The organism is Sphaerospermopsis reniformis, assembly GCF_005402885.1.
GTDB classification, from domain to species: domain Bacteria; phylum Cyanobacteriota; class Cyanobacteriia; order Cyanobacteriales; family Nostocaceae; genus Sphaerospermopsis; species Sphaerospermopsis kisseleviana.
The window spans coordinates 1-19,798 of record NZ_BJCE01000094.1; the positions used below are offsets into that span (position 1 = coordinate 1).

Sequence of the window (19,798 nt, forward strand, 5' to 3'; positions counted from 1 at the left end):
TTCTTTGCCATCTCTTGAAATCCCAAAAAATGCACACTTTTTCCGGTATACGCTTCAAAACCCTTGCACTTTTTTCCTGTTTATCAGCCTCTAACCTTTGATATATCAAGGTTTTAGGTTTATTCAGCAAACCCTACCTATTTATGCAGATAATAGGCAATCACTCAAGAATTAAAAGTGTTTTAGACTATAAAATCACTTATCATAAATGACTAGTACAAATGCCACAGCTACAACACCCGCCGAAGGTATACCAAAGTGCTTGTCAGTTGTTGATCCCTATATTTACCTATATTTACCTTTCCCTTAAAATATCTGGTAACCATAATAGAATAAGCATTAGCAGACAAACTACTACCAAACCAACGCTGTAGCGAAATGCTTCTTTAAGATCAAAGGACTGCTGTATGAGATAAAGTTTTGTAACCATAGGATAATATTGCCGGATAGATTTAGTTTAAGGACGGGATTTGACAAAAACTGCGAAAATGTATAAGTAAAGCTTGCCAAGAAAGTCTTTTTCTGAGATTAGAGTAGTCAGGAGGAGATTTCCAAATTCCTTTTACATCTCTCCAACTCCAAAAATTGCAACGTTTAAATAACAAAAATCTAGTCAGGGCTAGTCAAATATTAACATCCGTAACAGAAAAATATCATTAATTTTTGTCATCATATCTGATGATTGAAATCCAATAGTGCGGCTTTTAGTTAGCCCCAGTAAGCCTTGAACCTTACCAAGCTAGAAATATGTGATTATATTTTTAGTAAGCTGTTGTGCATTTAATTTGTATAAGTCTAGCGGGCATCCTGCCCGCACTACAATACTTCACTATTGGAAAAATATACAGCTTAACTACTTGACAGCTTAAGTATTGGGAATATATTTTAAAAGCAATTGTTCCAACTGCCGAACATTTGCGCGAGGAGAAAGACGGGGTATAGGTTGTAACTCCTCTGTGTCTCTGTGGTTCGATAAAAACAACACTGGAATTTCATACTGATAAGCAGCAAACCAATCTTCACGAGTCGTAATGTCGCGTATTTCCAAATTAAAAGAAATACTTGTAATTTGTTCTAGTTTTTCTTGTAAACCTTCACAGAGATGGCAACCGGGTTTACTGTATAATATTAACTGCATTTTTAAGTGTAATCTCCATTATAATAACAACTGTATTATATATAAAACTGTATTAAGCCTTTATGGATCTAAAAATCTTTTAAGATTAGCTGCATCTGGAATATGTTAATAGGACTTACGCATTGACAGGATCAACCAAATATGAGGTATAGATTTCAGGCTTTTTAACGTGATTTTTTAATGATTTTTGAGCGATAGCGAAGCGCTGCTGCAAGCAGTTCGCTATTGATCGGAAGTTAATCGACAAAAGCCTGAAACGACGGATTTTGGTTCATGCACATCATGGTGAATTTGTACAGTGCGTAAGTCCTAGTTAAATAACCGTGACGCGATTAGAAAGCTTCAGTTGTTGAGGATAAAATTCCTGAAGATATCAGTTTAGAGAGTTTAGAAAATCCTCAAGGCTTGTTATAACAAAAGGCTCAAAAAAATGGTTTTGATATTCCTACATATAGGACTATTCAAGAAACTGGACAAGATTACGAAAAAGAATTTACTGTTCAAGTTGAAATAAATGGTAAAATCTACGGGCTGGGAAAAGGCAAGAACAAGAAAGAAGCAAAAAAACAAGCAGCGATAAATGGTTTGCGTAACCTAAACTGAATGTCAGCACCGACTGGGAATAAATTCCCAGTCTCATAGATGAAGTGATCTAAAGATGACTAAATAGAGAGAATAAGCTGTTGTTCCTTTAACTTGAATAATTAATACAAACAAGATGCTTGTGCTACTGTAACTTCAGATTTTTTAATTATACAGTTTAGCTGCACATCAGCTTATTTTTAACTTTAGTTAACTTTATTGTAGAGGAGGCTAGGCTTGTGGTATAATAAAATTAAATATACATTTAATATAGTAACTAAATATGGAAAAATTCAAGATAGAAAACGAATCAAAAAATTTATATGAGCAAGATTTTTATCTTTGGCTACAAACCACAGCCAATTTATTAGAAAGCAATAAATTTGATGAATTAGACATTAAAAATTTAATAGAAGAAATCAACAGCATGGGTAGAAGCGAGAAAAAGGAATTAAAAAGCCGTTTAATCACATTAATTGAACATTTGTTAAAACTGGAATATTGGCAGTTAGAAAAAGAAAATAATGCTAGAGGATGGCGAAATACAGTTGCGGAACAAAGATTACAAATAGAATTAACTCTGGAAGATAGTCCGAGTTTAAGAAATATGCTAGATGATATTTTTGAAGAATGTTATCAAAAAGCTAGGCAATATATTCTGAAAAGATATCAATTATCACCTAATTTATTTCCTGAAAATCCTCCTTTCTCTGTTATAGATGTTCTTAATCCAGATTATTTACCATAATTTAACGAGAATAAACCAGAAATCTAAAAATCACATCCTGAAAATCCTTAAATCCTGAAAATCCTGATTCAGACAAAATTTATCAATGTTATTTTACATGGTTGTGAGTCAGAGACTCAATGACAGCATTCCCAGTCTGAGACTAGGAACGAGAATATCAATTCTTTAGTTTATATAAAATCACATTTAAGTTATCCAAATACCTTTCTAAGATAGAAGTAGTGGCTAAAAACCGCTATAGGCAAAATCCCAGGAAGTAACCAAAATGACTCAAGTAGCAGAAACGTTAGATTTATCCAGTGATAAAGCCTTAGACCGAGATTGTACAACCTTATCCCGTCATGTCCTCCAACAACTCCAGAGTTTTGGACCAGAAGCACAGGATTTGAGTGCGTTAATGAATCGCATCGCCTTAGCTGGTAAACTGATTGCACGACGGTTTACCCGTGCAGGTTTAATGGAAGATGTTCTGGGTTTCACAGGGGAAGTGAATGTCCAAGGTGAATCTGTGAAAAAAATGGATGTCTATGCTAATGAAGTGTTTATTTCCGTATTTAAGCAAAGTGGCTTAGTTTGTCGCTTGGCTTCGGAAGAAATGGAAAAACCCTATTACATCCCCGAAAACTGCCCTATTGGACGTTATACCCTATTATATGATCCCATTGATGGTTCATCTAACACAGATATTAACCTCAGTTTAGGTTCAATTTTTTCCATCCGTCAACAAGAAGGAACAGACTTAGATGGTGAAGCTAAAGACTTATTAAATCATGGACGGAAACAACTAGCAGCAGGTTATATTCTTTATGGACCAAGTACCATGCTGGTTTACAGTATTGGTAAAGGTGTACATTTCTTTACCCTTGATCCCAGTTTAGGAGAATTTATTCTCACAGAAGAAAACGTGAAAATTCCTGAACATGGTGCTGTTTATAGTGTTAATGAAGGAAATTTCTGGCAGTGGGAAGAATCATTTAGAGAGTATATTCGTTATGTGCATAAGACAGAAGGTTATACTGCCCGTTATAGTGGGGCGATGGTCAGCGATATTCACCGAATTTTAGTACAAGGTGGTGTATTTCTCTATCCGGGTACATTACAAAAACCAGAAGGTAAGTTACGACTACTTTATGAAACTGCACCCTTGGCATATTTGATAGAACAAGCTGGAGGGCTTGCTACCACTGGAACAGAGGATATTTTGGATGTAGTCCCCAAACAACTGCACCAACGCACACCATTAATTATTGGTAGTCAACAGGATGTAGCTAAAGTCGAGTCATTTATTCAAAAAGGTCAGTAGCCAAAATCCAGTAAAAGCATTTAGTATGGCCAGTAATCGAAGCTAAACATTGGCACATTGGGATTGGAATGCAGGACTAGCAATGTTTGTATGTGAAGTAAAAAATACACTCAATTAAACTATTTCCTGGTCAAGAAACGCCGAATTATTTGATTGATAAATTCTTTTCTCCCTCTTTTCTTCCCTCTTCCTTCGTGTACTTTGCGTACTTTGCGGTTCATTCATATAAATTGGCGCTTCTCCATCAAGAAATTAGGATGAGTAAACTTCTCAACTTCACAAAAAACAATGTTAATAGGAGTTAAAAAATAGTTATGGCAACCAATCATTTATTAGAGATTAAAAACCACGGTCAAAGTATCTGGATGGATAATTTAAGCCGTGACATTATTCAATCTGGGGAACTGCAAAACCTGGTAGAAAATCAAGGAATCTCTGGTATTACCTCCAACCCAGCCATTTTTGAAAAAGCAATTACTGGTAATGCCATTTATGATGCTGACATTGAAGCGGGGATGCGTGCTGGTTTACCCACATACAAAATTTATGAATCTCTGGTTTTTGCAGATATCCGCAATGCTTGTGATATTCTGCGCCCTGTGTATGATGCGACCAAGGGACTGGATGGTTATGTGAGTATTGAAGTTCCTCCCACCATCGCCCATGATACCCAAGCTACAATAGATGAAGCCCGTCGCTATTGCCAAGAAATTGGGCGGGAAAATGTGATGATTAAAATTCCGGGAACTGATGCTGGTTTACCTGCTGTAAAGGCGACAATAGCCGCAGGAATTAACGTTAACATTACCCTGTTATTTGCAGTAGAAAGCTATGTAAATGCAGCTTGGGCTTATATTCGGGGTTTAGAAAAACGGGTAAATGAAGGTCAGGACATTAGTAAAATTGCTTCAGTAGCCAGCTTTTTCTTGAGTCGGATTGATACCAACATTGATGCTAAGATTGATGCTAAATTGCAGAAAGGCGTTGATGATATTAACCACGAAGCAAGATTGAGGGCAGTCAGAGGAAAAATTGCGATCGCTAATGCAAAAATCGCCTATCAAGAATATCAAAATATAATTGCCAGTGATAGGTGGCAAGCATTAGCCGCTAAAGGGGCAAAAGTGCAACGTCTCCTTTGGGCAAGTACCAGCACCAAAGACCCCAGTTACAGCGATGTCATGTATGTTAACGAATTAATCGGACATGACACAGTAAACACTCTACCACCAGGGACTATTAAAGCCTGTGCTGATCATTGTCATGTGAGCGACAGTTTAGAAACAGGAGTTGCAGAAGCTCATAACCTCATCCAAAGCTTAAAAGATCCTGACATCAACATCAATATTGAAGCAGTGATGTCAGAACTACTTGTAGAGGGTATTGACAAGTTTGTTCAGCCCTTCCAGTCCCTAATGAACTCTTTAGAAGAGAAACTCAAGGTATTGTCACCAGTATAGGGGATTGGGGACTGGGGACTGGGACTGGTGACTGGTGACTGGGGACTGGTGACTGGTGACTGGGGAGATGGGGAGGTTGATAACGCAATCACCAATCATGAATCCCCCAATCACCAATTACCAATCACTAATCCCCCAATCACCAATTACCAATCACTAATCCCCCAATCACCAATCACCAATTACCAATCACCAGTCACCAACCTAAAATCCAAAATCTAAAATCTAAAATCCTTATGGTCAGTCTGTTAGAAAATCCCTTGCGGGTTGGTCTCCAACAACAAGGGATGGCGGAACCCCAAATTATTGTTATCTTTGGCGCGTCAGGGGATTTAACCTGGCGTAAACTCGTACCTGCATTATTTAAACTCCGTCGGGAAAGACGCATTCCCCCAGAAACTACCATTGTTGGTGTCGCCCGTCGTGACTGGACCCATGACTACTTCCGGGAACAGATGGAAAAAGGAATGCGGGAAGCTCACAGCAAAGTTGAACTGGGAGAACTCTGGCAAGACTTTTCTAAGGGTTTATTTTACTGTTCCGGTGATATTGACAACCCCGAAAGCTATCAAAAACTGAAAAACTTCCTCGCTGAACTCGACCCCCAACGGGGAACACGGGGAAATCGGATGTTTTACCTTTCCGTTGCGCCCAACTTCTTCCCCGAAGCTATTAAACAGCTAGGTTCAGCGGGAATGTTAGACGATCCCTACAAAAACCGTCTCGTTATTGAAAAACCCTTTGGGCGTGATTTAGCATCAGCGCAAAGTCTCAACCAAGTAGTGCAGAAGGTTTGTAAAGAAAACCAAGTTTACCGCATTGACCACTACTTAGGTAAGGAAACAGTACAAAACCTGTTAGTGTTCCGTTTTGCCAATGCCATTTTTGAACCATTATGGAATCGGCAATTTGTGGATCACGTACAAATCACCGTTGCTGAAACCGTAGGTGTAGAAGACCGGGCGGGATATTATGAAAGTGCCGGTGCGCTACGGGATATGCTGCAAAACCACCTCATGCAGTTGTATTGTTTAACCGCAATGGAAGCACCTAACTCAATGGATGCTGACAGTATCCGTACAGAAAAGGTGAAAGTATTACAAGCCACTCGTTTAGCAGATGTGAATAACCTGTCCCGTTCTGCCATTCGCGGACAATATAGCGCCGGTTGGATGAAAGGAGAAAAAGTCCCTGGATATCGAGAAGAACCGGGAGTTGATCCTAATTCCACCACACCCACTTATGTAGCAATGAAATTTGTGGTGGATAACTGGCGTTGGCAAGGTGTACCTTTCTATCTGCGGACAGGGAAACGGATGCCGAAAAAAGTCAGTGAAATTTCCATCCATTTCCGGGAAGTACCTTCCAGAATGTTCCCATCAGCCGCATTACAAGCAAACGCCAATATTTTGACAATGCGGATACAACCAAATGAAGGTATTTCGCTCCGTTTTGATGTGAAAATGCCCGGTGGAGACTTCCGCACCCGTTCCGTGGATATGGACTTTACTTATGGTTCATTTGGGATTGAAGCTACATCTGATGCGTATGATCGCCTGTTTTTAGATTGTATGATGGGCGACCAAACATTGTTTACCCGGTCTGACGAAGTAGAAGCTGCTTGGCGTGTAGTTACACCTGCGCTCTCTGTTTGGGACTTACCCGCAGATCCCGCTACTGTTCCTCAGTATGAAGCGGGTACTTGGGAACCAGCAGAAGCTGAATTATTAATCAACCAAGACGGCCGCCGTTGGCGCAGACTTTAAGGGGTGACTGGGGACTGGTGACTGGTGACTGGTGACTGGGTAAGAGTTTTTCCCAATGCCCCATGCCCCATGCCCCATGCACCATGCCCCATGCCCAATTATTAATCCAAAATCCAAAATTATGGTAACTGAAGCTTCTACAATTTATTCTCTCCAAGCCCCTAAAGATGTGTGTTTGACTGATATTGAAAACGAACTCAGTCAAATTTGGCAAAGTTATGGTATTCAAGGAGAAGAAGGCGGTTTACCTGCTGCTACCCGTGCTGCAACATTTACCCTAGTGGTTTATGAACCAGAAGAAACCCAGTATTTGTTAGCCGCTATTGGTGTTTATAACGGTCCTATTGATGGGATTTTGGGACCCCAAACCCAAACTTCACTGCGGGAACTACAGAAAAAACACGGACTTCCAGAAAGCGGTATTCCCACACCGGAAACGATCAAGGTTTTACGGGAAGAATATTTTAAACTTCAGCACAGTGGGGAACATGGTGATAGTCATGGTGCTGCAATGGGCTATACTTACAGTCCCACCAGTCCCACTATTGCTGATGAAATTGCTTTGCGTAACCCTTGCCGGATTATTGCTTTATGTCCCATTGCGGGGGAAGATGAGGGTGTAAAGGCGCAGGTTTCTGCCTATTGTCCTATTCAAAAGCAAACTTCCAGCACTTTAATTTGTTGTGAATACATTACCCTTACTGGTACTGCTGCGGCTTTAGAACGTATTGGGGGCATGATTCCCGCTTTGTTAATTGGTGGTTTGCCTAAGTTTTTATGGTGGAAAGCTACTCCTGATTCTCAAAATCCTTTGTTTAAGAGATTGGCGGCAGTTTGTAATAATGTAATTGTTGATTCTTGTAATTTTAATTCTCCTGAAAGTGATTTATTAACTTTACAAGATTTGGCAGATACAGGAGTTCCTTTAGCTGATTTAAATTGGCGACGTTTATCTGCATGGCAAGAATTAACAGCAGAAGCTTATGATGCTCCCCAACGTCGTGCAGCTTTGAGAGAAATTGATCGGGTAAATATTGATTATGAAAAAGGCAATGCCGCCCAAGCTTTATTATTTTTAGGCTGGTTAGCGAGTCGCTTGGAATGGCAACCTGTTTCTTACAGAAAAGAATTTGGTGATTATGATATTACCAATATTGTTTTTGTGTCGAAAGATCAAAGACAAATTAATGCAGAGTTAGCAGGTGTTCCTGTTGCTGATATTGGCGAAATTGTTGGTGATTTGATTGCTTTGCGTTTGAGTTCTACTAATCCTCAAGCTAATTGTGGTACGGTAATTTGTTCTGAAACCGGCGGTTGTATGCGGATGGAAACTCAAGGTGGCGCTCAATCTGCTGGTTTATTTCAACAAGTTAGTTCTCTTGCTGAACAAAAGCCGGAATATTTATTAAGTCAGCAGGTGCAACGTTGGGGGCGTGAGGCTTTGTTTGAGGAAAGTTTATCGGTGATTACGAAAACTATTAAGTTGGGTTAGTTTTCATCTCGTTTATCTCGTTCCTAGTCTCTGACTAGGAATGCTTTTTTGAGGCTCTGCCTCTTTTTTTGTCTGAATCAGGATGTCCAGGATTTTAGGATTTTCAGGATGATTTTTTATTGAACCACGAAGACACGAAGAAACGAAGGAAGAGAGGAAGAAGAGGGTTTTTTAGAGAGATGGTTTAAACAACTAAGAATCCTCAGAACTTCTAGAAACTTCGGGATTTGGTTTTTTTGCCTCATGTAATTAATAGTTTAAACAACAATCAGTCCTCAGAACTTCTAGAAACACCACACTTTCCGCAGTGTCATTGTCTAAAGTTGAAAGGTTTAAACAACAATCAGTCCTCAGAACTTCTAGAAACACCCTTGCCTATGGTTCTGCTCTAACTATCATGTAGAGTTTAAACAACAATCAGTCCTCAGAACTTCTAGAAACACAAGAGAAGTCTTAGGTAATGGCCACATTTTAGATGCAGAGTTTAAACAACAATCAGTCCTCAGAACTTCTAGAAACCTCAATCGCTGCTATTACTTCAACTGATTTCCCTATTTGTTTAAACAACAATCAGTCCTCAGAACTTCTAGAAACCATCTTTCTGCTTACTCATTATCCAAAAATCTCCGGTTTAAACAACAATCAGTCCTCAGAACTTCTAGAAACACTATGGCTGACAAAACCATCTGCTATAGTTAATGGTGGTTTAAACAACAATCAGTCCTCAGAACTTCTAGAAACTTCTCAGAGGCGATCGCTAACCATTCTAAGGCATGAGAGTTTAAACAACAATCAGTCCTCAGAACTTCTAGAAACATTAAGGGCAGTTTCCAGAAAATTTAAGTTGTACAATAACGTTTAAACAACAATCAGTCCTCAGAACTTCTAGAAACAGGTGAGCGTAATTTTTTCATAGTTCCTACCAAATTAAGTTTAAACAACAATCAGTCCTCAGAACTTCTAGAAACTTTGGCAACTTTAAACTTGCTAAGTCTAGAGTTATGTTTAAACAACAATCAGTCCTCAGAACTTCTAGAAACGATTTGACGCGCCAATTCTTTCAAGTAATCAGCGTGTTTAAACAACAATCAGTCCTCAGAACTTCTAGAAACTTGGGCTTCCCTCCCTCGCCTCACACTTTCAATAGTTTAAACAACAATCAGTCCTCAGAACTTCTAGAAACTTTTCTAATGAGGTGTTATCAGCTTGATTCTCACTGCTGTTTAAACAACAATCAGTCCTCAGAACTTCTAGAAACCTTACCAGTAAATACACCCTCCTGGTAAATTTTAGCTAGTTTAAACAACAATCAGTCCTCAGAACTTCTAGAAACGAAACCCCTAACGCTTTCACTCCTGAAGAATAGTTTTCGTTTAAACAACAATCAGTCCTCAGAACTTCTAGAAACATGCCCCAACGAACTGTTCGTTGCTAACCTTTACTGTTTAAACAACAATCAGTCCTCAGAACTTCTAGAAACGTTCTCACTAGCTAACCTCGATAGTGTTATAGAATGTTTAAACAACAATCAGTCCTCAGAACTTCTAGAAACAAATGCTGAGGCTGTCTGGGAGGCTAATATAGCTAGTTTAAACAACAATCAGTCCTCAGAACTTCTAGAAACTAAATTGATGATGTGAACCAAAATAGGTGTCCGGTAACCGGAGTTTAAACAACAATCAGTCCTCAGAACTTCTAGAAACGGCAGTGGTGTTTATCCAACAGTAAAACATTCTGCCGTTTAAACAACAATCAGTCCTCAGAACTTCTAGAAACGTAAAGGTACGCACAAACATCAGAGGTTAAGAAAAGGTTTAAACAACAATCAGTCCTCAGAACTTCTAGAAACTTGTTGCTATTCCAAGTTTGAAGCCCACATTTGCGTTTAAACAACAATCAGTCCTCAGAACTTCTAGAAACCGAGCGTTTTATAGCCTATGAAATTCTCTTTTGGAGTTTAAACAACAATCAGTCCTCAGAACTTCTAGAAACTAAAAGATTTGGGTTAGATAGATTCTGCAAGGTTCGGTTTAAACAACAATCAGTCCTCAGAACTTCTAGAAACATGGGTTTGAGGCAATTTCCCAGATTGCGGGGATGAATTTATTGTTTAAACAACAATCAGTCCTCAGAACTTCTAGAAACCCCGCCCATTGAGATCCTTAATTAGCCTAAGTTTCAGAGCCATATTTGGCGGACCTGATCAAAAAGTCCATTTCAGCCGCTAAAGAGCATTTAAAATCTGAGACTTGAAGTGCTGAAACCCTTAAATTGTCTAGGTTCTGAGGTTTTGGCAGATCCCCGGCATTTTTAGCCGAGCTTGTGGTTTGCCAAAAATTAAGTTGTTCCTGCCATATTTCTGGACAGTCTACGGGGATAGTCACCACACCCCTTGCTTCTGGGTTTAAATCCAAAGATCAAAACTTACAAGCCATAGATTAATCACTTAATCACCCGCCCAAACTGCGGTAATCTAATAATAATTGAAATAGATTACTTTGTCAACTTTTTCTTTTTAAATCTCTTGGGTTTTTGATACTGTAATTTTGTTAAATTATATTTCACCTCTCCCACTTCAAAGCCTCCATGTTGTTTATGATTTCTGGCAGCATTCACATCAGCTTGCTGCACTTTTTCAAATAAACTACATTCGGGATTTTTGCAAATAAACTCATGTTGAGAAACCCTTTCTCCCTTCTGCTGACAACAATGGCAAAGCTGAGAACTATAATTAGCAGAAGGTTCATTAAATTTTCCGCCTTTTTTCTCAACTTTCTCTTTAGTTTTTGCCTCCAAATCACTCAAACAACGCTGTCTCATGATCCAATTTAATCCACGTTTGGCAGATGCTCCATTGTGGGCATATCCTACCCCCTCTGGTAAGGCTTGAGGTTCAACTTGTTTGAGTAAGTTCTTAATTTTTGTATCTTCCCAGCATACATATCTATAGGTTCTAGCAATGCGGGTAGAAAGTTTATGATTAAAACAATTAGCAGAGTTAGCACCTTTTTCATGCAGTCTACTAATTTGCGCTTGTAACTTAATTTCGTTTTTGGTTTTTGGTCTTTCTCCTTTGTTTCCTGCGGCTTTCCATTGGGCATCATTAATATCTTTTATTTTGTTTAATTTTGATTGTAATTCCTCAATATGAATAGATATCCTTTCTCTAGTTATATTAGGCATAAACAAAGCCCCGTGATCTGTGGAAATAACCGCATTTACTCCCGGATCAATACCTACAGATAAATCTTTAACATCATCAAAATATGATGATTTGATTTGCTCAGAAACTTCATTATATTTACTCAAAATCTCCTGATATTCTTGACTTTCTTCTCCATATTCTTTTTTCACTTTTGGTAATTGTTTATCTAGTTTAGATTTTTCTTCCTGGAGAGGATGGGCAACTACAATATTTAGATAATATCCAGAAGGTTTTTTACTCAGGGTATAGGTTCTAGGACTGATATTTTCTAGGTTTAATCTTTGCAACCAATTTCTATCTATGACTTTTACTTCACCTATTCCTGAAATACTCACAGTGTTCTTTTCCGGGTTGATCCGGTTTGGTGGTTTTTGGTTATTGGATAATGTGGTTAATTTCCGTTCTTTATCTTTGAATTTTACCTTGCGTCTTTCTGGTAATTTCGGATCTAGAAACGCATTCCAGGAAACTTCAAAAAATTTCATTGTTCCCCCGATATAATCAGTAGGTACTGTTAAAGGGGGTAGATTTTCTGCGCTTCTGATACTGTTTAACCCATCTAAATTATCGAGTTTTTTTACATCAACTAATTCTCTACCTGCAAATTTACCACCAGGAAAGGTTTTATAACTGTGGGGTGTGGGTTTAATAGGTTGATAAGGATGTTTACCAGGAACTAATTTAGAACCTTTTTTATGTATAATTTCCCCTTTTTTATTTTTCAGGGGGATATTAATATTTTCATCTCTCACCCAACGCGGACCACCAATAGCAATTCTACAAGATAAGCCTTCATAACCACTATTACCCAAGAGTAAGGGAACTGGTATAATACCATCTAAATCAAAAGGCAACCAACGAGAAAAAATCTCAAATTTATTAATTAAATCCTTTTGTTTCTCCGTTAACTTAGGTTGTTTTTCACCATATTTATGGCTATAGAAATCTAAAACTAATTGTTTTTGTTCGGGTTTTAATTTATCGAAGTTTTCTTTGGTTTTATCTAAGAGTTGTTGCTGTTTTTTTGCCCATTCATACCATTTGATACAATGATTGTGAAACTGGTTAGCTAGGGCTAAATTCCAAAACCATTCTAGTTGATCTATATATTGATTAAAAATTTCTTTTTGTTGTGTAGATAATGATACCTTGATTTTGATTGTTTTCATATTTGCATCCGTTTATAATTTTATAATTTGGTTCGGCAATTTTGGCGATCGCCTGATCATTCATCACATACAAATTTACAAAATAGCTGTTTAATAGCTGAGACTGTGCAGTTACTCAACCTGTGTATTTACAATACTACCTTCATTAAATCACAATTATAAGTCAATAGTATGTAGAATTTACTTAACTTATGTTACATTTGTATTTCTATCAATGAAGATAAATTAAGAAAAATTACGTAAACTTAACACACCACAAAATCCCCAACTTCCAAAGATATAGTTGGTAGCCAATATTTTATGATTGATTCAAATTAGGTCAAAATATGAAATATTAATAATATCAATTACCTTCAGGAGTCTCTCATTAGTGTCAGAAAAAATCCATTCTCGATATGCGGATGGAACACCAGTTTATCAAAGTCAAAGACCTCCAAGATTTGGTGAACCCATAGCCGATCCTTTAGCTCAAGGAGGGCATTCTAGATTAAGATGGGATCAATACCATCAAAGAGTTTATCAAGCTAGAGAATTTGATACCAATGGTCAACCAGTGCGAGACATTGACTTTACCAGTCCTACATATCCTAATGGTACACCCCGTCCTGATCATTTACCACCCCCTCATCAACATCTTTGGCTTGCTAATATAACAGGTGGTACTCCCACTCGTAGTAAACAACCAAAACCCCTATGAATAAACCAGAAAAATCTGCACTTACTCTAGTTATTAACCCAGAAGAAACAATAGAAAATCGCGTTTTCTTGATAGTAGATTATCTCGCTAAAACCTATCCTCAATCACAATGGAAAATTACCGAAATAGATGCAACAGGATTATCAGGAAATTGTTTAACACAGACTCTTAATAACCAACAAAATACCACAATTTATGCTCAAGAATTTTTACAAATTATTCAAGAAAATGGACAAATTATAGATTTAGAAGCAACTTTAATTAAAAATCATCAAGAACAGCAAGAAATTATTACTATTTTGATCAGAGATGGTTATTCTATAGATATTTTAGGCTGTACAGAATTATTACCTGTTAATGTCTTAAAAGATTTTATTCTAGTTGACCCTCATCTATTTGACAGTGAAGAAACTCATTTGAATTTACCAGATATGCAGCAATTAGAATTATATTCCCAAACCACTAAAATCTAACAACAATAAAATTAGAGAAAGCCAAATGCAAAATGATGAATAATATCACATATATCCCCAACTTCTCAAAGAAATCGGGGATTTAAAAATTGCGTCTTTGCGTGAGGTATATTCAAACCTCATCCGGGTTAACCCCCAACTCCCGCAACCGTTCCGCTAAACGTGCCGCTTTTTGCTGTTCCTGTTCCAACTGAGACGTTAACTGCTGGGTTTCCGTAGTTAACTGTACACATTTTTCCCCACTATGTAACAACAAGTTCCCCTGTAAATCCCACCAGCGCAACCAGGGAGATTGCATATTATTATACTGTCCTTCCCAAATCCCCAACTCTACACCTAACGGTAAAATCGGATAATGCCCCCTTTCATTAGCTGGTAATAATTCATAACATCCATTCACTAAATGATACACTTCGACACTGGCTTTCTGGACTTCATAAATACCATAAAACGGTACTCTAATTGCTTGTTCATACACCCAGAACTTACCATTAAAAGGTGTTTTATCCCTTTCTTCTGCACCATCCCCAGACACAAATTCTAAAACTATTAAAGGTGCTATATATTCCTGCCACAATACGTAGGAACGGCGGAATTTACCGTTTAACATTGGTGGTACATTGGCTACATAAAACCAATCTGGTGCTTCCGCGCCTTTTTCCAGTGGTTCGGTTAAACGCCAATAAATACCGCAGTCTTGACCGATCGCATATTGTCCATCAGGATGTATTTTTTGCAAGGTGCTATTGATGGAGTCTGTTAGTAAGATGCTTTGGGGATGTTCTTGAAAATTTTTCACAAATGTTCCATCCGACTCTGGTAACTCAGTGTGGTCGGGAAGATGGGTAATATCTATGTCAGCAGGTTTCGCAAGAGTCATAAAACTGGGAATAGGGGTTAAAGACTCGATCGCCTCTATTGTAGTTAAATATTATGATATGGATGGGCGATCGCCTTTTTTTAGGATGGCGCGTGATAACTGATAGCTGACAACTGACAACTGATAACTGATAACTGATAACTGATAGCTGAAAACTAAACCTTTGCTTCCAAAGACTTCAGTAGCTCAGTATTAACACCAGATTCACGAGTTAAAGAAATCTTACCCGTGCGGGCAATTTCCCTTAAACCAAACTTTTGCAACACTTGGACGATCGCCACCATCTTCCCCGGATCTCCCACCACTTCCAAAGTCAGAGAATCTTCCGCTACATCCACAACCCTAGCGCGGAAAATCTGAGCCAGTTCCACCACCTCAGAACGGTTGCTGCTGGTAGCATTCACCTTTAAAAGCATCAATTCCCTTTCTACACAAGGTGTCTCAGTAACATCCTGTACTTTCAGGACATTAACTAATTTATATAACTGCTTTGTGAGTTGTTCAATCACGCGATCGTCACCAGGTACAACCATCGTAATTCGGGAAACTCCACCCTGTTCAGCAGGACCGACAGCAAGGCTTTCTATATTAAAGCCACGACGGGCAAATAAACTAGAAATACGGGACAAAACCCCCGCTTCATCTTCAACAAGTACAGAAAGAGTATGTTTCATCTTCGCCAACACAGGCTAGGGAGTATAAAGAGATAAATGTAACATCAGCCATATCTCAGGGCTGCTTTAGACTGACTACGAAATAAAATTTTCGGTCTAAACCCTTATTTTAATACGCTTGTGACTCCTATCTAAATCAGGATTTCCAGGATTTAAAAGTGATTTTTTCTCGTTCCCATACTCTGTATGGGAATGAATGTAAGAAGGCTCTGCCTTCTATTAAATCAGAGTCAGAGACTCAAAAACAGCATTCCCAGTCTGAGACTGGGAACGAGATTAAACGAGATTAAAACTACTGCAAATCTTAGCAGAGATAGATGTTACTAGCTTTTTAAAGTTTTATACTGATATGTGAGAACCACTTTACCAGGAGAAAATCGTTTATGAGTTGGTTAAAAAGACTGTTTGGAATGGAAAAACCAGAAAACGCAAAAGTAAACCCAACTCCACAAGCAGCAGCTACCGCTGACAAAATCCCTCCAGAACGTATAGGATTAAATGGCGAATATGATCAAAGCGGTTTAGCTAAAAGAGTCGCATTAGCCTTTGATCAAGATTCAGAACTTGCAGATTGCGATCGCCTCTGGGTAGCTCAACTAGGTAGCACCGTGGTATTAAAAGGTGAAGTTCCCAGTCAGAAAATTCTCAACAAAATGGTTTCTGTCGCTCGTTCCGTTAATGGTGCTACTAATGTAACCTCTGAGCAAGTTAAAGTTGGGTAATTGGTGATTGGTGATTGGTGACTGGGGACTGGTGACTGGTGATTGGTGATTGGTGACTGGGGACTGGTGACTGGGGACTGGTGACTGGGTAATCAATTTTATTTTTCCCTATCAACTATCAACTATCAACTATCAACTATCAACTATCAACTATCAACTATTCCCCATTCCCTAATCCAATTTAAAATTACCTCATTCACCTTTTCCGGTGCTTCATCATGGGGACAGTGACCTACATCTTCTAAATACAAAACTTCTAATTTTTCATTGTATTTAGCAAACTCACTGGCCAAGTTTGGGGGAACAAATTTATCTTTTCGCCCCCAAATCAATAACATAGGAATTGTTAAGTTTGGTAATATTTCCTTGACACTAGGACTAAATTCTGCGCCTATAGAAGATTTAAACAAAGCAATAAAAGCACGGGTAGAGCCTCTGTCCTGTGGAGGTCCTGCTAAAATATCTATCAATTCATCCGTAATGGCTTCGGGGTTTGTATAGGCAAGACCAGCCCAACGTTTTAATACTTCTGGTTTACGCACAAAATTAAACAGAGGTTTCAGCAGTAAAGGCGAAGCAATCATACTTTTCATACCCCTAACCACTGGATGTAAAAAAGCAGGAAGGGCTTCTTGTTCCAAAGTGGGATCAGGTAAACTCATCATCACCACACCCGCTACCATATCAGGATAGGTAGCAGCCGCAACTAAGCTGATTAAAGAACCAACAGAATTACCTATTAATATAACTGGTTGACGGATAAATGCCTGCCAAAAGTCATAAACCTGTTCTACCCAAAGTTTGACACTGTAATTAGCCGGAGCTTTTTCAGAAGCACCAAAACCCAGCATATCTAAAGCGTAAACCGTATGATGTGTACCTAAAACTTCTAAATTATGTCGCCAATGACCAATGGAAGCACCAAAACCATGTAGTAAAATTAAAGGTGTGGTATTTTGGTAATTGTAAGTAGGCCGGATGTAGGTATAGCGAATTTGCCAACCTCTCCACAGCCAATCTCTTTGATTACCTAGCCGCTGCTGCCAAGATAACGTAGTAGTCACAAACTCTTTCCTGGAAAACTGTAATTTAAATTAACTATTGTAGGAAATCTGAACAAAGTTAGTAGAATAACAAATACAACAGATTAACCAAATGTTGTTTGAATTAGCTAACCTAAAGATATGCACTCATTTTTCCATTGTGAGTCATTTACGTATTTTGCCTTTATTGGCATAGCAAATAAAACTAAGTAAACCAAAGCCAAGCCAAATCCTTAACTAAAAAAGCTCCCAAAAATCATAATGCCTGTGATTGAGAAAAAAAGAACTCGCGATCTGCCCCAAATTAACGAACGCATTCGCTTCCCGAAAATTCGAGTCATTGACACTGATGGCGGCCAATTAGGAATTATGCCGCCCCATGAAGCACTAAAGTTAGCAGAAGAAAAAGAACTAGACTTAGTGCTACTCAGTGACAAAGCCGACCCGCCGGTATGTCGAATCATGGACTACGGGAAATATAAGTTTGAGCAGGAGAAAAAGGCGCGGGAAGCCCGGAAGAAGCAGCACACGGCTGACGTGAAGGAAGTAAAGATGCGCTATAAGATTGAAGAACACGACTATAATGTGCGCGTCAAGCAAGCTGAACGCTTCCTCAAAGATGGTGATAAAGTCAAAGCTACTGTGATGTTCCGGGGTCGAGAAATCCAACACAGTGACTTAGCAGAGGATTTGCTAAAACGGATGGCTACAGATTTAGAACCGTTTGGTGAAGTACAGCAAGCGCCAAAGAAAGAAGGGCGAAATATGATGATGCTAATTTCACCCAAGAAGTAATCATTCCTGGATTGTAAGGTGTAGAGGAGGCAGGGGAGGCAGGGGAGGCAGGGGAAGCAGGGGAGGAAAGAGAAGTTAATAACCCAGTCCCCAGTCCCCAGCGATGCACTGAGCTTGTCGAAGTGTCCCCAGTCCCCAATCACCAATCACCAATCACCAAACTGTAAATTTATTTCAAAATGATAGTCCTGACTGCTGAGTGGGAAAAATAATACTCAGTTGTTCAGGACTTTTACTATTTAGTAACTGCTGTTACTGTTATCCTAAATACTTAGGGTTTGCTGATAGCGTAGCGTGGCGTTAGCCATATAAATCCGAAAACTTTACAGGTTTTGACTTGTACTGAGCGACTTGTACTGAGCCTGTCCTGAGCCTGTCCTGAGCGGTGTCGAAGGGCGGTGTCGAAGGGCGGTGTCGAAGTAAGTCGAAGTGCTTTCAAAAAGTGCATCGCACCAGGGATGGTGATGCCATTATTTCTATTGAGCTTGTCCGTAAACTTATCAACCAGGGAAATTTGCTCTCTGACTGGTGTTTAGCTTGCTGTTTTCATTTTGCTCAAGCTGCTTACGTGCGACTGACAACGACGGAAATTTTGACAAATTTGCGCCATCCTACAGGTTTTGTCAGAGAAGCAGTGATTTCATACTTGAGTGTGGTTTCCCAGCGAGTGCTGCAAGAAATTCTACCCCATTTGCAAACAGACCCCCATCCACTTGTGGCCGCTCAAGTCAAGAAGTTAATAGCAAAATATAACAAGAGTCAGTAGTTAGGAGGCAGGAGGCAGGAGGAAATAAGTAGGGTTTGCTGAAAAAGTCAAAGACTTTTCACCCTATCTAAATAGTTTGTTTGGTGTAAATTTTCCTTTTTTGGGGCAGTATTCAGAACAATTCATAGCTTCTTCTGTGAGAACTATATCAGGTCTCACTGCACACTTCAAATAATGGTTATTTGAGAAAAATTTACAGTTTTTACAGGGAACTTGATGTAAACCATTGACACTAAAAGCTATTTTATTGTCTGCATGAGAACGAAGTTTTTGGACAATAAACAGAAAAATTGCCCAAATAAATACAAAGCTGAGTGGACTTAAAGCTATTGCTAAATCGGAGATGTTTAATCCTTCCTGTTGCGCGTATTCCGGTTGACTTTCGGTTTGTGTTAAACCATGAAAGGTTTTATTTAACGCTACCTTATCTACCTGATGTTGTAATATGTCTTCAATATACATATTATTTACCTGCTCTATATAATACGCTTTCTCAGCAATTTGTGAAAAATTAGATTATTTATTTCAATTATAGGTGTAACAAAATAAAACCTTGGCTATCTCTGTCGATAGGTTTGCTTGTAAATATCTGAATGTATATCCAAGGTAAGAAATTGACAAAAATTACAAATTAATGCAGCCGTAGGGAGAGAGTGTTAAAATAATTCTGGGGATAGAGGAATAATGTCAAAAATTGTCTATTTGAATTAGACAAATAATCTCTTGGTCAATTAAATTGATGTTAAAATAATTAGGGCTTGCTGAATAAACCTAAAACCTTGATATATCAAAGGTTAGAGGCTGATAAACACAGAAATTAGTGCAAGGGTTTTGAAGGGTATACCGGAAAAAGTGTGCATTTTTTGGGATTTCAAGAGATGGCAA

Annotated in this window: 16 protein-coding genes, 2 pseudogenes and 1 CRISPR repeat array; of the genes and pseudogenes, 11 read left to right on the forward strand and 7 right to left on the reverse strand. The window is 38.6% G+C overall.

Annotated features, from left to right (window positions below; translation table 11 throughout):
- Window positions 1-865: 865 nt before the first annotated feature.
- The gene (locus FFR48_RS14305; protein ID WP_137667821.1) at window positions 866-1,138 is read right to left on the reverse strand and encodes a glutaredoxin family protein; all 273 of its coding nucleotides are present in this window, start codon (window positions 1,136-1,138) and stop codon (window positions 866-868) included.
- Between the two features lie 432 nt (window positions 1,139-1,570).
- Here FFR48_RS14305 and FFR48_RS30575 point away from each other — a divergent pair.
- From FFR48_RS30575 to opcA, 6 genes and pseudogenes are all read left to right on the forward strand, one after another.
- A pseudogene (locus FFR48_RS30575) lies at window positions 1,571-1,741 on the forward strand (putative dsRNA-binding protein); the annotation flags it as partial.
- Between the two features lie 262 nt (window positions 1,742-2,003).
- Window positions 2,004-2,468 carry a DUF29 domain-containing protein gene (locus FFR48_RS14315; protein WP_137667822.1) on the forward strand — a complete coding sequence of 155 codons (465 nt, stop codon included), beginning with the start codon at window positions 2,004-2,006 and terminating at the stop codon, window positions 2,466-2,468.
- 265 nt (window positions 2,469-2,733) lie between these two features.
- Window positions 2,734-3,771, forward strand: a complete 1,038-nt coding sequence (gene fbp, locus FFR48_RS14320) for a class 1 fructose-bisphosphatase (RefSeq protein ID WP_137667823.1) — start codon at window positions 2,734-2,736, stop codon at window positions 3,769-3,771.
- A 314-nt stretch (window positions 3,772-4,085) separates the two neighbouring features.
- Complete coding sequence (gene tal, locus FFR48_RS14325; RefSeq protein WP_137667824.1) at window positions 4,086-5,231, forward strand: transaldolase; 1,146 nt, start codon at window positions 4,086-4,088, stop codon at window positions 5,229-5,231.
- A gap of 236 nt (window positions 5,232-5,467) precedes the next feature.
- Entirely contained in the window at window positions 5,468-6,997 is a 1,530-nt protein-coding gene (zwf, locus tag FFR48_RS14330; protein ID WP_096566088.1) for a glucose-6-phosphate dehydrogenase, read from the forward strand.
- 121 nt (window positions 6,998-7,118) lie between these two features.
- A complete protein-coding gene (gene opcA, locus FFR48_RS14335; RefSeq protein ID WP_137667826.1) occupies window positions 7,119-8,489 on the forward strand; it encodes a glucose-6-phosphate dehydrogenase assembly protein OpcA in 1,371 nt (456 codons plus the stop codon).
- 182 nt (window positions 8,490-8,671) lie between these two features.
- A CRISPR array of direct repeats spans window positions 8,672-10,634; the repeat unit is 37 nt; unit sequence GTTTAAACAACAATCAGTCCTCAGAACTTCTAGAAAC.
- A 348-nt stretch (window positions 10,635-10,982) separates the two neighbouring features.
- Here the strand turns inward: opcA and FFR48_RS14340 are convergent.
- Window positions 10,983-12,863 (reverse strand): zinc ribbon domain-containing protein, encoded by a 1,881-nt coding sequence (locus FFR48_RS14340; RefSeq protein WP_137667827.1) that lies wholly within the window; start codon window positions 12,861-12,863, stop codon window positions 10,983-10,985.
- 370 nt (window positions 12,864-13,233) lie between these two features.
- On the opposite strand from FFR48_RS14340, the gene FFR48_RS14345 reads away from it, so the two are divergent.
- The gene (locus FFR48_RS14345; RefSeq protein ID WP_137667828.1) at window positions 13,234-13,560 is read left to right on the forward strand and encodes a hypothetical protein; all 327 of its coding nucleotides are present in this window, start codon (window positions 13,234-13,236) and stop codon (window positions 13,558-13,560) included.
- Complete coding sequence (locus tag FFR48_RS14350; protein WP_137667829.1) at window positions 13,557-14,033, forward strand: hypothetical protein; 477 nt, start codon at window positions 13,557-13,559, stop codon at window positions 14,031-14,033. The genes FFR48_RS14345 and FFR48_RS14350 overlap by 4 nt, the downstream gene beginning before the upstream one ends.
- 112 nt (window positions 14,034-14,145) lie before the next feature.
- Here FFR48_RS14350 and FFR48_RS14355 read toward each other — a convergent pair whose 3' ends face one another.
- Window positions 14,146-14,913, reverse strand: coding sequence for a Uma2 family endonuclease (locus FFR48_RS14355; protein ID WP_137667830.1), 768 nt, complete (start codon window positions 14,911-14,913; stop codon window positions 14,146-14,148).
- 155 nt (window positions 14,914-15,068) lie between these two features.
- The gene (gene ilvN, locus FFR48_RS14360; RefSeq protein ID WP_137667831.1) at window positions 15,069-15,587 is read right to left on the reverse strand and encodes an acetolactate synthase small subunit; all 519 of its coding nucleotides are present in this window, start codon (window positions 15,585-15,587) and stop codon (window positions 15,069-15,071) included.
- 383 nt (window positions 15,588-15,970) lie between these two features.
- On the opposite strand from ilvN, the gene FFR48_RS14365 reads away from it, so the two are divergent.
- A complete protein-coding gene (locus FFR48_RS14365; RefSeq protein ID WP_137667832.1) occupies window positions 15,971-16,309 on the forward strand; it encodes a BON domain-containing protein in 339 nt (112 codons plus the stop codon).
- On the opposite strand, the gene FFR48_RS30090 is transcribed toward FFR48_RS14365, so the two are convergent.
- Window positions 16,296-16,424, reverse strand: coding sequence for a hypothetical protein (locus FFR48_RS30090; RefSeq protein WP_268932437.1), 129 nt, complete (start codon window positions 16,422-16,424; stop codon window positions 16,296-16,298). The genes FFR48_RS14365 and FFR48_RS30090 overlap by 14 nt on opposite strands.
- 31 nt (window positions 16,425-16,455) lie before the next feature.
- The gene (locus FFR48_RS14370; RefSeq protein WP_137667833.1) at window positions 16,456-17,373 is read right to left on the reverse strand and encodes an alpha/beta fold hydrolase; all 918 of its coding nucleotides are present in this window, start codon (window positions 17,371-17,373) and stop codon (window positions 16,456-16,458) included.
- A 240-nt stretch (window positions 17,374-17,613) separates the two neighbouring features.
- On the opposite strand from FFR48_RS14370, the gene infC reads away from it, so the two are divergent.
- Entirely contained in the window at window positions 17,614-18,147 is a 534-nt protein-coding gene (gene infC / locus FFR48_RS14375) for a translation initiation factor IF-3 (RefSeq protein WP_096566105.1), read from the forward strand.
- 493 nt (window positions 18,148-18,640) lie between these two features.
- A pseudogene (locus FFR48_RS14380) lies at window positions 18,641-18,913 on the forward strand (hypothetical protein); the annotation flags it as partial.
- A 63-nt stretch (window positions 18,914-18,976) separates the two neighbouring features.
- On the opposite strand, the gene FFR48_RS14385 reads toward FFR48_RS14380, so the two are convergent.
- On the reverse strand, window positions 18,977-19,375 hold the full coding sequence (locus tag FFR48_RS14385; RefSeq protein WP_096566107.1) for a hypothetical protein: 399 nt from the start codon (window positions 19,373-19,375) through the stop codon (window positions 18,977-18,979).
- Window positions 19,376-19,798 lie beyond the last annotated feature (423 nt).

Bases quoted from the DNA above. Each gene is read 5' to 3' on its own strand.
- FFR48_RS14350 (WP_137667829.1), top strand. From the start codon at position 13,557: ATGAATAAACCAGAAAAATCTGCACTTACTCTAGTTATTAACCCAGAA.
- ilvN (WP_137667831.1), bottom strand. From the start codon at position 15,587: ATGAAACATACTCTTTCTGTACTTGTTGAAGATGAAGCGGGGGTTTTG.
- FFR48_RS14340 (WP_137667827.1), bottom strand. From the start codon at position 12,863: ATGAAAACAATCAAAATCAAGGTATCATTATCTACACAACAAAAAGAA.
- FFR48_RS14365 (WP_137667832.1), top strand. From the start codon at position 15,971: ATGAGTTGGTTAAAAAGACTGTTTGGAATGGAAAAACCAGAAAACGCA.
- FFR48_RS14385 (WP_096566107.1), bottom strand. From the start codon at position 19,375: ATGTATATTGAAGACATATTACAACATCAGGTAGATAAGGTAGCGTTA.
- opcA (WP_137667826.1), top strand. From the start codon at position 7,119: ATGGTAACTGAAGCTTCTACAATTTATTCTCTCCAAGCCCCTAAAGAT.
- tal (WP_137667824.1), top strand. From the start codon at position 4,086: ATGGCAACCAATCATTTATTAGAGATTAAAAACCACGGTCAAAGTATC.
- zwf (WP_096566088.1), top strand. From the start codon at position 5,468: ATGGTCAGTCTGTTAGAAAATCCCTTGCGGGTTGGTCTCCAACAACAA.
- FFR48_RS14355 (WP_137667830.1), bottom strand. From the start codon at position 14,913: ATGACTCTTGCGAAACCTGCTGACATAGATATTACCCATCTTCCCGAC.
- infC (WP_096566105.1), top strand. From the start codon at position 17,614: ATGCCTGTGATTGAGAAAAAAAGAACTCGCGATCTGCCCCAAATTAAC.
- fbp (WP_137667823.1), top strand. From the start codon at position 2,734: ATGACTCAAGTAGCAGAAACGTTAGATTTATCCAGTGATAAAGCCTTA.
- FFR48_RS14305 (WP_137667821.1), bottom strand. From the start codon at position 1,138: ATGCAGTTAATATTATACAGTAAACCCGGTTGCCATCTCTGTGAAGGT.
- FFR48_RS14315 (WP_137667822.1), top strand. From the start codon at position 2,004: ATGGAAAAATTCAAGATAGAAAACGAATCAAAAAATTTATATGAGCAA.